This is a genomic window from Nostoc sp. UCD121, assembly GCF_014222285.1.
In the GTDB taxonomy this organism is placed as follows: domain Bacteria; phylum Cyanobacteriota; class Cyanobacteriia; order Cyanobacteriales; family Nostocaceae; genus Nostoc.
Window position 1 is genome coordinate 1 of record NZ_JACKZS010000176.1, and the last position, 16089, is coordinate 16089.

General features: G+C 40.8%; 10 protein-coding genes and 1 pseudogene. 7 read left to right on the top strand and 4 right to left on the bottom strand.

Annotated elements, in window-relative coordinates; all coding sequences use genetic code 11:
• The 3 genes from GNF10_RS27520 to GNF10_RS27525 all read right to left on the bottom strand — a co-directional run.
• Window positions 1-4052: AAA family ATPase (locus GNF10_RS27520; protein ID WP_185607282.1), on the bottom strand; the 4052-nt coding region annotated here is incomplete at its 3' end.
• A gap of 493 nt (window positions 4053-4545) precedes the next feature.
• Window positions 4546-4725 (bottom strand): hypothetical protein, encoded by a 180-nt coding sequence (locus GNF10_RS38950; RefSeq protein WP_260445850.1) that lies wholly within the window; start codon window positions 4723-4725, stop codon window positions 4546-4548.
• Complete coding sequence (locus tag GNF10_RS27525; RefSeq protein ID WP_260445851.1) at window positions 4676-5128, bottom strand: hypothetical protein; 453 nt, start codon at window positions 5126-5128, stop codon at window positions 4676-4678. Before GNF10_RS27525 ends, GNF10_RS38950 begins: the two co-directional genes overlap by 50 nt.
• A 27-nt stretch (window positions 5129-5155) precedes the next feature.
• On the opposite strand from GNF10_RS27525, the gene GNF10_RS27530 reads away from it, so the two are divergent.
• From GNF10_RS27530 to GNF10_RS27550, 5 genes and pseudogenes are all read left to right on the top strand, one after another.
• Window positions 5156-5314, top strand: a complete 159-nt coding sequence (locus GNF10_RS27530) for a hypothetical protein (protein ID WP_185584941.1) — start codon at window positions 5156-5158, stop codon at window positions 5312-5314.
• A 9-nt stretch (window positions 5315-5323) separates the two neighbouring features.
• Complete coding sequence (locus GNF10_RS27535) at window positions 5324-5584, top strand: response regulator transcription factor (protein WP_185584940.1); 261 nt, start codon at window positions 5324-5326, stop codon at window positions 5582-5584.
• 734 nt (window positions 5585-6318) lie between these two features.
• On the top strand, window positions 6319-8922 hold the full coding sequence (locus GNF10_RS27540; protein ID WP_185584939.1) for a family 16 glycoside hydrolase: 2604 nt from the start codon (window positions 6319-6321) through the stop codon (window positions 8920-8922).
• Window positions 8923-9106: 184 nt separating this feature from the next.
• Window positions 9107-11041 carry a Dyp-type peroxidase gene (locus tag GNF10_RS27545; RefSeq protein WP_185584938.1) on the top strand — a complete coding sequence of 645 codons (1935 nt, stop codon included), beginning with the start codon at window positions 9107-9109 and terminating at the stop codon, window positions 11039-11041.
• 374 nt (window positions 11042-11415) lie between these two features.
• Window positions 11416-11646: pseudogene (locus GNF10_RS27550) on the top strand (cation transporter); the annotation flags it as partial.
• A 50-nt stretch (window positions 11647-11696) separates the two neighbouring features.
• Here the strand turns inward: GNF10_RS27550 and GNF10_RS27555 are convergent.
• Entirely contained in the window at window positions 11697-13211 is a 1515-nt protein-coding gene (locus tag GNF10_RS27555; RefSeq protein ID WP_185584937.1) for a phenylacetate--CoA ligase family protein, read from the bottom strand.
• A 211-nt stretch (window positions 13212-13422) separates the two neighbouring features.
• Here GNF10_RS27555 and GNF10_RS27560 point away from each other — a divergent pair, with 211 nt between their 5' ends.
• Entirely contained in the window at window positions 13423-15117 is a 1695-nt protein-coding gene (locus GNF10_RS27560; RefSeq protein ID WP_185584936.1) for a serine/threonine-protein kinase, read from the top strand.
• A 57-nt stretch (window positions 15118-15174) separates the two neighbouring features.
• The coding region (locus tag GNF10_RS27565) for a serine/threonine-protein kinase (RefSeq protein WP_185607283.1) at window positions 15175-16089 on the top strand (915 nt) is incomplete at its 3' end.

The window sequence follows — 16089 nt, forward strand, 5'->3', positions numbered from 1 at the left end:
ATAGACATAAAGTCTAAGGTATTGGAAATGTTGGCTCTACTAATAATGGAAGTTTGACCGGATAAAGATATCGAACTATGGGTAATATTAGCGATGGTTTCTAGGGAATTAAAGTTGAGTTGTTGTTGATGTAGGATGGGTTGGAGTAATTCAGAATAGCGTTTTTCTAAGTCATCGATTTTAGCTTTGGCTCCCCACAGAGCATAGCAGTAGTATGCTTCTTGCATATATCCTTGGGCTGCTTTTTCTTTATCCAGCTCCAGGTAAAATTTGGCAGTGAGTTCGTTGGCGATCGCTTCTTCTTGCAGATAACCGTTGGCTTTAGCTTCGGCAATGGCGCGATCGTAAAGGTTCATGGCTTCCAGGTATTTTTCGGCAATTCGCGATCGCTCTGCTTCGACCAGCAAATATTTATGCAAGAAGTTTTCTGAACAGCTTTCTGACCAGATTTTGAGTTGTGCTTGATTGGTTTCGATCTGCTGTAAGACATCGCTACGCTCTGCTTCTGGCAAACTTGGATAGTATTTGCACATAATCAGAGAACCGTAGTAATAGTAACCAGCAGAGGTGGTAAATCCTGCACAACCATTCAGAAATTTACCCGCCTCCGTAACATAATGAATGTCTGGCTTGAACCCCTGAATTAGGCAAGCTCGATGCATTTGTAAAATGTAATACGTACCAAGTGCTGTGTGAGACTGTAATGCTTCAGAACGCTCAACCCAAGCCTGCTCTGCTGTTGCGATTTGTTCTTGCTCATCTATAGATTGCGAGAGTTGATTGACAAAGAAACGGCAGGCTGAAAGGATACTCAGCAAAAAATCATGCTTTAGTTTCTCTCCAATTAGCCAATATTTATCGATGTCGATCGCAATATCTGCTAGATTTTCACCTTGAAAGAGTCGATTACAAATATTACTGTAGAGGTTGTATCCAGCATGGGGGATTTCTCCAGACTCCAGTCCCGCAAGAAACCCTTCATAATTAATCTCAGCTGCCCCCTGTATCGGCTTTGCCCACACCTGAATACAGCAACCTAACATAAAGCAGGCCCCTGATTGCTGAAATTTACTATTAAGCTTATAGCTCAGTTGTAGGGAAACGTCAGCAAATTCAAGTCCTTGCTGGTACTGACTATGCATCAGTCCAATTAGAAAACCGTAGGTGGCATAAGCTTTGATTGATTCAGCAGTATTACCCCGCTCAATCGATAAACGGACTGCTCTGAAGGTAGCGAAACTGTACAGATCGAAGTCAGAGACAATATAGGCTGGTGGTTGCAGAATAATCAATAATTCGATCGCGGCTCGAACTTCTGGATTAGTTGCAGCAGGCAAATTCAGTAAAGTGGCAATCGGGCGATTTTTTAAGCGTTCTTGAACAACAGCAAACTCTTCTTGAGCTAATTGTTTCAAGCTATATCTGTCAACAGTAATACCAAGACTTTGTAAACCTTCCAAACCCGCCTGGATTGATTCGGAAAACTGCCCTTGTAAAGAATATTGAGTAACCTTTAAAACATAAATTTTGGCTCTATCGATATTTGAGTTGGCAAATTCGAGTAAGATTAATACCGTTTCCTCTAATAACTGAAAATCTCCACTCATCAACGCGGCTTCTGCTAAATTTAAATAGAGATCAAATGCCAGACGATACCCAGCAGTCTCAGCATCTTTTGTCAGCAAGTTTATCCCGACTTGTAAATAAGTCTTTGCCGCTTCATAGGCTGTGGAAGCTTTCGCTTTCTGACCCGCGCTTAAATTGAGTTCCGCAAGCTGTTTTTTCTCGCTTTCATCTTGAAGTAGAAATTTCCCTATGTTGATTTGGTTAACTACATCAAAAATTCTGTCCTCTAGTTCTGCGGTTGATAGGTTTCCTAACAGTAGTTTGCCGATCTGGTAGTGAGTTGCTTGCTTTTGGCTTTCAGGAATCAAAGAATAGGCTGCTTGTTGAATGCGATCGTGCAAAAATTTATATACAATAATTTCAGAATCATGTTGAAGAACAGCTTGATTTTCTGACCCAACAAAAAACTTATAAACCTCACTTTGGGGTAAAATTAAACCATCCTGTAAGGCACTCCATAAACAGGCTGCTGTTTCTATTTTTGATTGTTGAGAAACAATTGCTAAGGTTTCTAAATCAAACTGATTACCTATACATGCAGCTAATTTTAAAACATCTTGAGTTGATTCTGGCAATTTTTGTAATTGTAATGCCATGAATTCAACCACATCATTGACTAGCGATCGCTGATTAATTTCTGCTATATCACATTGCCAATAACCTTGCTCATAATTAAAATAAATCAAGGCATCTTGATGTAATGCTTTGATAAATTGTATAGAAAAAAATGGATTGCCTTGAGTTTTTTGATAAATTAACTTTGACAGTGGCAAAGCTAGATTTACTGTACAATCTAAACTGTCAGCCACTAACTGATTTAATTTGGATTCATTTAGCGGCTTGAGAGTAATAGTATTAATTTCCGCGCCATTTTTTTGGATGTCATCCAATGTCAACATTAAAGGATGAGTAGCAGAAACTTCATTATCTCGATAGGCACCAATGAGTAGTAAAGAGGCATAATTTACCTCACTCATTAAAGATTGCAAGAGTTTCAATGAGGCAGAATCAATCCATTGTAAATCATCTAAAAATATCACCAGTGGATGTTCTTTATCAGTAAATAATTCAATAAATTTTTGCAATAGTAAATTAAATCGATTCTGGGCTGCAATGCCTGATACTTCTGGCACAGGAGCTTGTTTGCCAATAACTAGTTCTAACTCCGGAATCACTTCAATAATTACCTGGGCGTTATCACCTAATGCTCCAGTAATTTTATTTTGCCATTGTTTGATTTGTTGATCGCTTTCAGTAAGTAATTGCCCTATTAAATCGCGGAAAGCTTGCACAAACGCCGAAAAGGGAATATTTCGGTTAAATTGGTCAAATTTGCCCTTAATAAAATAACCGCGTTGTTTGACAATCGGTTTATGAACTTCATTAACTATCGCAGTTTTACCAATACCGGAAAACCCTGCAACTAAGATCATTTCGCTGTTTCCAACGGATACTCTCTCAAACGCTTTTAGTAGTTTCTCGACTTCCGTTTCTCGACCATATAATTTTTCTGGAATAATAAATCTGTCACAAATATCTCTTTTGGCAATTTCAAAATATGTAATTGTTCCGGTTTCTTGAATTTGATATAAACATTCTTCTAAATCATGCTTTAATCCTAAAGCACTCTGATATCTATTCTCAGCATTTTTTGCCATTAATTTCATGACGATATTAGAGAATACCTGGGGAATATCTTCTCTGTTACTTAATAGGGTCGGCATTTTCGCAATGTGACAATGCACCAACTCCATTGGATCATCTGATTGAAAGGGTAATTCTCCAGTCAGCAATTCGTAAAAACTCACACCCAAAGAATAGAAATCACTGCGATAATCTACCCCTCGGTTCATCCGCCCAGTTTGTTCGGGAGATAAATAAGCTAGAGTTCCTTCTAATAAATTAGGATTAATTATTGTTTGAGTTTCTCTGGGAAGAAGAGAAGCAATACTAAAATCGATTAATTTTACTTGTCTTGTTTCGGGATGAAGTAGAATATTTGCGAGTTTAATATCTTTATGAATAATATTATGATGATAGAGATAATTTAAGGTATTGCACAAAGATATTGCAATTTGTAAAAACTTAATTAGATTTTGTGGTTCTCCCCCTATCTTCCCTTCTTTACCCCTCCATTCAGAAAGGGATATTCCCCCAAAATCTTCCATTACCAACACATAGCCGTTTTGATAGGGTTCCAAGCTGTAAGTTTGGATAATTCCGGGATAGTTAAGGTTTTTCGTAATGCTGTACTGATTGCGAAATTGTACGAGTTCGCTAAAGCTAGGATAAGGATTTTTCAGCAGTTTAATCACCACTGGCAAGGAGTCAGTTTTGCGATATCCCCGATAAACTAGAGTTCGAGAACCGTTGTAAAGTTCTTCGCTAACTTTATAACCGAGAATATTGGCTTCGGTGCTAAACATACTATGTTTTTCCTTTCAGATTTCTTCATGCCTTCTCTATTATCAATCATTTTAACTCTGACTACATTGGGATAACTAATGATATTTTCATCAAGGAGTAATGAAGAATACTCTATAATTTTAGCTAGCAATGAAAGTTAAGACAGATTAGTAACTATAAAATTAATTTATTTCATAAAGATGAATTATTAAGCAGGAATAAGATTATTTATTTTATAATCTTGAGTCTTCCATTCTGCTGCGTCCAAACAAGCCAAGCTACGTGTAACCTCCCGGAACTTGTCTTTGAAAATTTTATATCTACCGCCATGAAATTCGATAACTATTGCCATCACTTATGATAGATGCATTCTTGATTTGCTACGCTGTTCTCCTGTTTATCGATGGCAATTATAGTACTTCCTATGACGATAGGAAGGTTTTTATTAACCTTTTCGGACAATTTAACTAAATCTTCTGTGAAACCCATACTGTAACGTGTGATACTTTTGATCTAATAAAAGTATTCCCAGGTTTCCCCAGTAACTATCACCGCAGCCTCTGTATTGTTCATGGCACTGGCAAGGTTTTTCAATTCCATGCCCATGAGCCGCAGACATTCTTGTGGATTCTCTTTTGGGGGTTCAACTGCTAGTGATGGCGTACCCGCCCGCCGTAGGCGATCGCAGATCAATAGTTTTCTCCAGTGCTTGCTTGACCTGCTTGTTTAACGCTTTAGTCGCCTTTTGGGTCATGGTATTTCCCCACTGTTGAACCGGATGCTGTTGTACGGCGTGTTCTAGTTCCTGAATGCGTTGCTTGAGTTGTTGATTCTCAGTTTCCAACTGCCGTAGTGATTCCATTTCATCAAGCCGTTGCTGCAACTGGATATTTTCTTCTTTCTGTTGTTTAAAGAGTTGTTGCAAGGATTGGATTTGCTCTTGCACCTGGGCTTCGGCTCTAGCCCCTGCTTCTGCTTGTAGCCCAATTCTCAATTCCTGCTCTAGGCGCTCTAACTCTTTCTGGTATTGCTCTTTGATTTTGGCGATCGCTTCGGCGTATTCTTTTGGATATGTGCGCTCTACTGAGAATGACACAATTGCGTTTTAGGGTTTTCGCTTTTTGTGGCGCGTTTAATTGTTGGTGCGACTTACTGCACTGCTTTGGCGAAATCGGCGGCAGTAGGGAAGGGTTTTTCCTGGGCTGCGATGCCTACGGCGGGCGGTTACGCCATCGCAACAGCTTGTTCTAACTTATCGAGAAGTTTTGACCAGGCGGAGTAAGGGGCGAGTTTGAGAGGGTTTAGTGATTTTTCCCCTCAGTTCCTCTGCCAGGGTATCAACGTAGGGCTTTCTACAAAAGAGATTGCAGACTTATTAAACATCAGTCCTAAAACAGTTGAAGTACAGCGATTGCAACTGATGAAACGACTGAATATTTACGATTTTGTAGGTTTAGTACACTATGCAGTTTGGAACAAAATAGTAGCTTTTGATACTACTAAAAAACGCATTAGTGAAAAAGGTGAATATGGAACTAAGGAAAATCCTTAGTTAAAATAAGGATTTTCCTAATTAGTGGAATTGTCTATTTCAACAGAAGTTATTTTTATTTTCACAGAGTAAAAAACCATCAAATATACGGCTAAAAAGGTGTAGTATTTTCTGGAATCGATAGTTGTTGATTTGTAGCTTTATAAAGATTGTAAATAGTACAATTCATCAAACCCTTCTCTTTAGTAATAGGGAAACTTGAGTATTATGGATGGAAAAAAAAGAAACGCTTTTATATATCTTGTGTTTTATAAGAACCGAAGATGAGTCAGGCAAAGGAATTATATTCAGTTCATTGTGAAATTGAAGCTTAACCGCATGATGCAGTTAGGTAAGCCGGGCATTTACAAAATAGCAGACTAACATACCGCTCCAATCAAGTATTGGTGTATCTTTTTTCGATTGATGCAAAAAAGCCTCTTATAACACATAGATTGTGTCAATAAACAAACCGATCATTTTTCTAAAATCTGCATAAATAGCTAAAAATCAGCAGATAAGACAGTTAAAGGGAACCCTAATTTTGAGTCTTTAATTCGAGCAAAGCGACTTGACGTATTGAACGTAGATTCTCATCCCTTGGATATATTTCAATATGAAATCAGGCTCAAAATTTATTCCAACAAACGTGTCTATTGTGTTACTCAGAATCAAAAAATGGAGGTAGATAACATCGTAGGTTTTCTCATAAAGACTGCTTTCATAGATTTCAAGTTGTCAATCTAATAATCAATATGCCATTACAAAAATTAGCTAAATTCCTTAATCCATCAGGTGAACCTGTAATAGCACCAGGTGGTATTCAGGATACATCATTCAATCGTGATGCCCTTTCCAGATTTGTTTGCAATACCCTAGATGAAGCTTTAGCAGCCGTACCAGGTGGCTTCGACGTTATTGTAGTTGGAGCGGGAATGTATGGCGCATATTTTGCAACCGATATATATAACAAAACAAAGAATTTTGGGTCTGGTCGTCCTCGCCCTAAAATTTTAGTTCTTCAAGAAGGGCCATTTCTGATTCACGAACATTTCCAAAACCTACCTTTGGGATTAGGAGGACTTTATGAATTACCCCTTGCCAGTCTTCTACCTGAAGGACAATATCGCATCATTAACGCAAATGGTACACCAGAGGGGCAAGGAGTTCCATTTGGACGCGATTTTGCCGGAAAATTCCGACCTCATCATCGTTGTGTTGGCGGGAAAGGTCTTTTTTGGGGTGGTTGGTCTCCTTCCTTGACTACTGCTGATTTGGTTCAGTGGCCAAACTCAGTCTCTGCATTCTTGAAGAGCGAACAGGGCTATAATTTTATCACTCAAGAAATTGGCGCAGATTACGATATTGATCGGCGTGGCAAAGAAGAGGACTTTATCTATGGCGGACTTTACGAAGCTTTACTCAAACGCTCTCGTAAATTAACTCCATTCAACATCCCAGCAGATAGTTATTCAATTGATCGTGTGCTTCAACCGCCGATCGCAGTCAAAGTTGAATCTGAATTATCTGGATTGTTTAGCCCAGATAAATATAGCAGTCTACCTGGTCTGTTGAGTGCGATTCGGGATGATGTAGGAAGGTCAAACAATAATGATCAAAATCGCTATCTATTTTTAGTACCAAACGTTACTGTCCTAAATTTAGAAACACAAGAGGGAGTTGTCCGAGGGATAAGAGTTGCTGTTAATGACCCAGTTGGTGCAGGCGAGATAGTTCAAAACATTACAGTTCCTGAGCAAGGGATGGTAGTTTTAGCCGCTAATTGTGTCAATTCAACCCGCATAGCCAGAAACTCTTTCCCTCGCCCAGCGTTACTTACAAAAGAACGTATGGGAGCTAACCTGATGGTTCATATCCGAGGTAATTATCTTTGGAAGATACGCCGCACCCACCTCGAAAGTTTACCTATCCTAGAAGAAGAAGGATTGTTAAAAGATATCTTCAACAAAGATAAAGTTTTACAGCAGGCAGCTTTACAGATTGAGGGTACAGCAACAGATTTAAACTCCAATAACCTCACTGGACGCTTTCACTTCCAATTTTACGCAGCACCCAATGCTGGCAATAACGCCGAGTACTCTCTTTATCAGATGATACCCGATCGTGATGACCTACTTGAGAAAGCCCAACAACTAAAAGGTGAGCCAGATGCCAATGAATGGATCACCGTAGGGATAAGAACTTGTGGGGAAGATTTCGGCAACAAAGAAGCGCCAGTAGAATATAGCGGGGTACGTAGTGCCAACACTAATTGGATGGATACCAGCCCCTCAGCTAAAGACCGTTTTGGCAACCCAGAAGGCTATGTTCAACTTGTAGAAACAGACGAGGCATTAAAACTTCGTAATGCACAGAGGTCAGCAGCTTTCCAATTCATTGCTCGGTTAGCTAATGTTACTGTTGAAGAAGCTGGCACAAGACAGGGTGAACCTAATGCTAATCCCAATATCGTACTTGTTGATGCTGTTGAAGACGGCTTAGGAACTACTTATCATGAGTGCGGTACTCTTTGGATGGGAGAAAATCCAGAGACATCTGTAACTGATGTGCATGGACGCTTTCATCATGTTGCCAATGCTTATTGTGCTGATCAGTCCTTGTTCCCCACAGCAGGCTCGGCGAATCCCGTGCCGACAGGGTTAGCGCTGGCTCGTAAAGTAGCTTTAGGTATTACTGAGCGATATCAAGAAGAAAAGCCTTTTGAAGACAAAGATGGTGACTTTCAATCTCTCTTCAACGGTAATTTTCCTGGTGTATGGCGTTCTGTTGGGGCTGCCAACTTTACACCCTTACAGCCTTTAGGACAGCCTCCTATTATTGAAGCAGGGAAAGCTGGCGCAGATAGTGTTTTAGGGTTGCTCTATTATCAACCGAAGCAATTCAAAGATTTTGTTCTGCGTCTAGAGTGGAAAGCCTTTTCTATACGTGCGAACTCTGGAATATTTCTACGTATTCCTGACCCTACAGGAAGATCCCTTGACAACTCCTTCTATGAAGCTTGTACAGAAATTCAGATAGATGAAACTGGAAAGAATTATCGAGATAATAGAAACCCTCAATCAATCTTTGGGGGATTCCGTGAGAAGACAGGCGCAATTTATACTCTTGCTCCTGCCACACAGGGGATGAGTAAGGTAATCCGTCCCAGATTTACACCTGATGGCCCTTGGAATGTTTACGAGATTACTGTTCAAGGTGATTCGATTGTCGTAGTTCTTAATGGTGAGAAGGTATCTAACACTACTATTGCTGCACCAAAGCAGAGGGAAGGTTACATAGCCCTACAATGCCACACCGAAATTGTTCAGTTCCGCAATATTCGGATTAAGGAATTGTAATTTAGTTGGCGTTGCTGAATTGAGTAATGATTTCGCTCTATTTTGAACTAATTATTCATACTTTTAGACGCTATTTCATCCCGCATTTATGCAACGCCACGCCATTTATTTCAGATCGTTCGCATAGTAAGCAAAAAAGCTATGCAGAGATACCGCAGCAATTTAATTATCATAGGAATAGATAATGCCATTAGATTTGAAGTCAAATAAAGAGTCAATAGACCATACTGACAAACAGTATCAAGATTTTCTTCAAGATTTGCAGGGCAACATTCTCAAACCACATGGTAGAGAAGAGTCTGTACATATTTTCTTAACTTTTCCTAACCCCAGCAAAGAGCTGCAAAAAACAATCGCACTCAGGCAATTGATTGCTCAACTTGCCACCCAAGACATTACATCAGCCAAGAAGCAATTAGATGAGGCCGATGCCTACAGAGAGAATAATGTTGATGGTGGTATATTTGTACACTTCTCTTTGTCTTCATCAGGGTACAAAAAACTAGGTTTTCCGGAAGAGATTCAGCCCAAGGGTGTCAATCTTCAAAACCGACAAGAAGCTACCCCTCAAAAACTTAACATTGACTACGCTCAAGTTTTTCAACTGGGTATGAAACGTCGGCAGTACGCACTTTTAGACACTCCATTGAGTGCTTGGGAACCTGCATATCAAAGTGATATTGATGCATTGATAATCATTGCAGCAGATAACTTGACAGATGTTAAGAACAAAGAATCAGAAATTACTGACAAGCTAAGGGGTATTGCTACAATTGCCACTGTTGAGCGAGGTAAAAAAATATATCGCGAATTTAACAATCAAGAGAAAAAAGCTGTTGTTGAGCATTTTGGCTTCACAGATGGTGTCGGCGATCCACGTTTTACCAAGCAAGATTTAGAGAAAAAGGAAAAAGGCGACACTGCTAAAAGACTTTTCAGCGCCCCTCTCAATCTTGTTCTTGTTCCCGATCCGTTAGGAACTCCCAATGTCAGCTTTGGCAGTTTTTTAATCTTTCGCAAACTTGAGCAAAATGTTCAAGGGTTTAAGAAGGCGGAACTTGAGTTGAGTAAAAAATTGGGAGTTTCTGGTGAACTTGCTGGGGCAATGGCAGTAGGACGTTTTGAAGACGGCACGCCACTTGTGCTTCAGGGCAATGGTGGGAGTAAAAACTTAAATGACTTTGATTATTCTGGCGACCCTGTGGGGCTAAAATGCCCATTCCAGGCGCATCTTCGCAAGACGAATCCTCGACTGGAATCAGTAGGTTCTTTTGCTGAAAACAATGAACAGGAGCTTGGACACCGCATTGCACGGCGCGCAGTCACTTATGGTGGATCACTCAGCGACTTTAGTAACCTCGATAAACTACCTACAGGTGGTGTTGGGTTGCTATTCATGTGCTACCAGTCCGATATTTGGGAACAATTTGAGTTTATTCAGCGTCTTTGGTCTAACAATCCGCTATTCCTGAAATCAGATAGCCCCAATTCGCCCAATAAAAATTACGACAGAACAGGATTGGATGCAGTGAGTGGTCAAAGCCTACTTGAGCAGAGCGATCCGGTGATTCCAGAAGTACCACAACCACCGGAAAACTGGTTAAAAGAGCGCGATCAACAAACTGTCAAAGCCGATGTAAAATTTGCAAACTTTGTCAAACTCAAAGGGGGAGAGTACTTTTTCTCGCCGAGTATCAGTTCTCTTAAGAACTTACCCAACCAACCTCAAAATTTCCCTACTCCTTCAATTGAAGAACCTGTACCTAGCAAAACATATATTGTGCGACAAGGTGACGATTTATCAAAGATATCTGAGAGAGCTTACGGAGATGGCAGTCTCTTGACATTGATCTATGACGCTAACAAAAATGTGATTGGATCTAACCCTAGCTCACTCTTACCTGGGCAGATACTTTACATTCCAATACTTCCAGCAAACACTAGCCCCATACCTGGTGAAGAATATACTGTGCTACCAGGAGACTTTCTATTTTTGATAGCCGAGAGAGCTTACAGAGATGGCAATAGGTTTATGGAAATTTACGAGGCCAATCGAGATATAATTGGACCCGACCCAACTGTGCTTCGCCCTGGGCAGCGAATTCGCATTCCAAAATAATAGAGCAAAATACAAGCATAAGTTTCATACCTGAACAAGTAAGGGACTTGCGAAAAAATAAAGTACGAGCCATTCTAGAATATTTAGGAAGCGCGGATCTACCAGCCCCTACTAAATATTTAGAATGGAAATCCCTCAATTCATGCTGACTGACACCATCAAATCTACCTTTAAAGATGCAGCCAAAAAACTAACTGGCAGTCGCTGTTCATAGACTTCATGGCAAAAGTCACCGAAGATTACTTCGATAGTTCAGCACGCATTGCAGAAATAGTGTTGGGGTGGAATCGCTTTTATTGCAAGTCCCTAATTGTTCGGCTCGATATGCGATCGCCTTCGGTGTCGGCTCACTCCCCAGAATTATCGCTGCGGCTTCGAGTCTACTAGTTGCTTTGTTGGTTGCGCCGCTCCTTGTGCTAGTTGGGCAAGTAATTGGACAACCAATGGATTTAAACTTTAACTTGTTTGAGGTTGTTGCAGTGATCATTGCAGTTGTCATTGCCAACTTAATTAGTTTGGATGGCCGCTCTAACTGGTTAGAGGGGATGTTGCTGCTAGCAACCTATGCTGTACTGGGTGCTGCCTTCTACTACCATCCAGTTTGAGCGCTAATCAGGCAATGCCGCTGTTATGCCATTAATTGCGAAATCAAACTCTATTGACGCGTATAACGATGTTTCACCCCAATGGGAAAATATTCTGCATCCCCCATAGACGCTAATGTAACTTGTGGTGTTTGATATTCTGCGGGAACATAATTAGCAAACTCGCTATTTAGGCGGAGCAGTTGTGCAAGAATAGAAGATGCGATCGCAAGTCTTCGCTCTTCACTACCCTCTACCCCTGGTGCTAACTCCACAACCACAGATAAAAATCGGTTCTTATCTGCATCTTCCTTCACCTGCAACACGAATTTACCCGTTACCCATTTTTGAATTCCTGGTTGTTCTAATCCCACCGTCACATTTTCGGGATAGATATTTGCGCCAAAGTAGGAAACTGTAAAGTTAGAACGACCGAATACATAAACAAAAGGTAGCTGATGAATACCTCTAGGCGAGTGCTGAGTGTCAGAACGGAGATTTTCAAGCGGGTTAAATCCCCATTCAGCCAAAAATTGCAGCATGCCATCATAACTAATTATTCCGCCAGTATCCAAGATGTCATAACGCACTAAGGGAATACCATTATCTCCCGAAAATAACAATCCGCCATCGTGAACTTCAAAAAAGCGAGTAAAGGGATCATATTGTACTAGCGTAGGTAAACGCGATTCGCCAAATAAAGCTCTAGCGGCATCGGGATTTTCTGCCAAAAAACGGCGAATGCAGATACTTAAAGGTGTTTCATTACCCAAAACACCTGCATCCGCAGTTCCGTAAAGTGATGCAAAATCATAGAAAGGATTTTGTGAACCAACTCTTTCACCAACTAAACTCCGCCATTCTTCACTAAATACTTCTCCCGCCATCACCAATTTAATCTGATATTGCTGCCACTCCACGCCACGGGCGATACCAGTATCAATGACATCTTTTAAAAATGGCGGGTATCCCAACAGCACCACTTGTTCAAATTCTGAACCTAGTTCTTGGACAACTCGCAAGATTTCTTCTTTGTTGTTACCAGGAGTAATTACAGTGATGAGATAACCTTTGCTAGCAAGATAACGACAGCAATTAGTAGTGAACATCCCACCTACCCAAGTGCCTAAAGTGAAACAAATCACTGCTAGGGTACGTCTGCTATCTGAATGAAAACTATCGTGAAAAATTTGTTCAAAACGTGTGGCGATTTGGAGTTCATCTGTGAAAAAACGAGGCCAAAATGTCGGTTTACCACTAGAACCTGATGAAGCTGCGATCATATCGCACCCTTCTAGTTGTCCGTTGCGGCACAAGTCAGCTAAGGGATAACTCAGTATATAATTTTGTTTAGCGATCGCTGGGAGTTTCTGAAACTCCTCCAAGGTTTGAATAGTCGCGGGATTAATTTCCCTTTCTGCTAAAAAAGCTTTGTAGGCAGGTACATTAGCCGCCACATCATGAAATAAAGTTAAAGCTGCCGAAGTTTGAGTGTTGAGATGCCGTTGCAATATCGTTTCTAGGGGAGTAGACAAAAAATCTTCAAATGCTTTAATTACTCGCTGCTGTCGTGGTTTGCAGTTCATGACGCTTGTTGTTTATCCTGAAAATAGAACCAACACTATTATTTGCTGTGAGTATTCTAGCCGTTATCTGATACCCGCAAAACTCCAGTGATTCTCACCAACATAGATTTACTATAGGAACACCCATCTCCTAATGTTTGGTAGGATATCCGAAAATGAGGATATGCGCGTTGTAGTCATCCAATAAAACATTAATTTATCCTTCAGCACCATGCAACTCTATTGCAGTAGACAACACACAAATAATGGTAGTAACCGCTTTTGTACCCATTGTGGTGAACCATTACCTCTTGCTGTGGGACAGGTTGTGGATAATCGCTATCAAATTATCCGTCATTTAGGGCAGGGCGGCTTTGGACGCACCTATTTGGCAGAGGATATAAGTCAATCCCATCGAACCTGTGTGCTGAAGGAATTTGCACCCCAAGTACAAGAACATCAAGATTTACAAAAAGCTAAAGAGTTATTTGAACGAGAAGCCAATGTTCTGAAAAAACTCCAGCATCCACAGATTCCGCGTTTTCACGCCTCGCTACAAGTTAAAATAGGCACTAAAGATTTTTTCTTTCTAGTACAAGACTATGTGGATGGTGACAATTACTACCAACTATTAGAACAACGCGAGAGCCAAGGAAAAACTTTCAGTGAAGAGGAAGTAATCACCCTACTGCAACAGATTTTACCTGTATTAGCCTACATCCACTCACAAGATGTTGTTCACCGTGATATCTCTCCTGATAATTTAATTTGGCGGCGTTCTGATAATCTACCCGTGCTGATTGATTTTGGTGGTGTCAAGCAATTGCCAGCTTCTCAAGGTTTTTGGCAGACGAAGTTGGTGGGAAATAATACTTTGCTGGGTAAAAAAGGCTATGCTCCCGAAGAGCAGCTACGGCAAGGAAAAGCATTTTTTAGTAGTGATTTATACTCTTTAGCCGTTACATCACTGGTATTGCTTACAGGCCAAGAACCGCAAAAATTATACGACAGCTACCAGGGAATTTGGGGTTGGGGAAAACAAATCCGAGTTAGTCCCAAACTGGAAGCAGTGTTAAAAAAGATGGTAGCTTATAAACCGAGCGATCGCTATCAACGAGCCGAGCAAATCCTCAAAGATTTACCATCATCAAGTGCGACTAAATCAACTGGCAATTATATTACCAGCAAGATTAAGACGATGGTAGTTGCTCCGGGAAGACAACGCGCCAGCGCTATTGTGAGTAGATTCCAGAACAGAACGCAAGCGATCGCTAAACCGATATCTTTCCCTCTTTGGATTCGTCCTTTTATGATGAGTTTAGGGGGAACAGCTTTAGTTGTCTTAACCGGTGCAGGTGCTTGGGGAGTAGTAAATGCCGTCATCCGCAGCGTATCTTCTATTACCATTCCATCAATTTCATTACCGCAAATTCCCCAGTTCCCAAGCGGTAAACCAGGTAGCGACAAAGGAAAAAATCCTAATCTCCAAGAAATTATCAGTCGTCGTCAACAGCTAGAAATTACTGAAGGATTTTTTATTCCCTTCGTAGATGATTTATTTTATACAAAAAAGCCAGAATTAAAGGGACGTAGCCTGACATCTAAACCTGAAGACGCTGGTTTACGAGATGAATGGTCTGGTATCGCTGACGATTTATTGAATAAAATAGAACAGGCTAACCTCAGTACCGAAGCTCGGCGAAAATTAGGTAAGTACAGTCAAAAAGATTACGATACATGGAGGCGACAAGCGAGATCGGGCCAGTTTGAGGATTATACATTTAATCAACTAACCAAAGACACAAATGAAAAATTTGATCGGTTGTTTCCTGGTCAGGAGCGTGGGAAACTGAATCAAAAGACCTTCGGTCAAATTTGGTATGCGATCGCTGCCGATCAAGTCAGTAAAGTACAATCTGGCAAGTAAGGAGACTGGCGACTAGGGAAGAATAACAAATGACCAATGACAAATGACCAATGACCAATGACCAAAATATATTGTTCTAAAGGACATGAAAATTCCCCAGGTAGTCGCTTTTGTCTCCAGTGTGGTGAAAAATTGTCGGGTGTGCCCATGAGTTATAGTATCCAACCGGGACTAACTTTAGGCGATCGCTATGTAATTGTGCGTCAAATTGGCCAAGGTGGCTTTGGACGCACTTATTTAGCTGAAGATGTCAACCGTTTCCGCGAACTTTGTGTTTTGAAAGAATTTTCCCCCCAAGTTCAAACCGCTTACGTTGTTCAAAAAGCAGAAGAACTGTTTGAGAGAGAAGCGAGTGTTCTCTATAAACTGCAACATCCGCAAATTCCCCGCTTCCGGGAACTGCTGCGGCTAAACTTAGGCGGCAAAGAATATCTGTTTTTGGTGCAAGATTATGTAGAAGGGGAAACTTACAATTCTTTGTTAAATGCGCGGTTACAACAGGGTTTGCGCTTTACAGAGGCAGAAGTACGCCAATTGTTGCAGCAAATTTTGCCAGTATTGGAATACATCCACTCACTGGGAGTAATTCATCGAGATATTTCTCCAGATAACTTAATGCTTCGTACTGTTGACAAACTGCCAGTTTTAATTGATTTTGGCGGTGTCAAACAAGTAGTAGCAACCGTAGCTTCCGAATATTACCAACCCGGTATGGTTGCATCTTCCCCATCACCAACCCTATTAGGTAAGGTTGGATTTGCACCCCCAGAACAGATGCAAACTGGGTTAGTATCTCCCCACAGCGACTTATATGCTTTGGCCGCATCAATGTTGGTTTTACTGACAGGGAAACAGCCCCAAGAATTAATTGATACCTATAATCTAACCTGGCAGTGGCGACGGGAAGTAAACGTGAGTCCGATTTTGGCACAGGTATTAGATAAAATGCTATCTACCAGACCAAGCGATCGC

What these genes read in the sequence shown, in the direction of transcription:
- GNF10_RS27540 (WP_185584939.1), top strand. Translation starts at nt 6,319, where the DNA reads ATGCCATTACAAAAATTAGCTAAATTCCTTAATCCATCAGGTGAACCT.
- GNF10_RS27545 (WP_185584938.1), top strand. Translation starts at nt 9,107, where the DNA reads ATGCCATTAGATTTGAAGTCAAATAAAGAGTCAATAGACCATACTGAC.
- GNF10_RS27555 (WP_185584937.1), bottom strand. Translation starts at nt 13,211, where the DNA reads ATGAACTGCAAACCACGACAGCAGCGAGTAATTAAAGCATTTGAAGAT.
- GNF10_RS27560 (WP_185584936.1), top strand. Translation starts at nt 13,423, where the DNA reads ATGCAACTCTATTGCAGTAGACAACACACAAATAATGGTAGTAACCGC.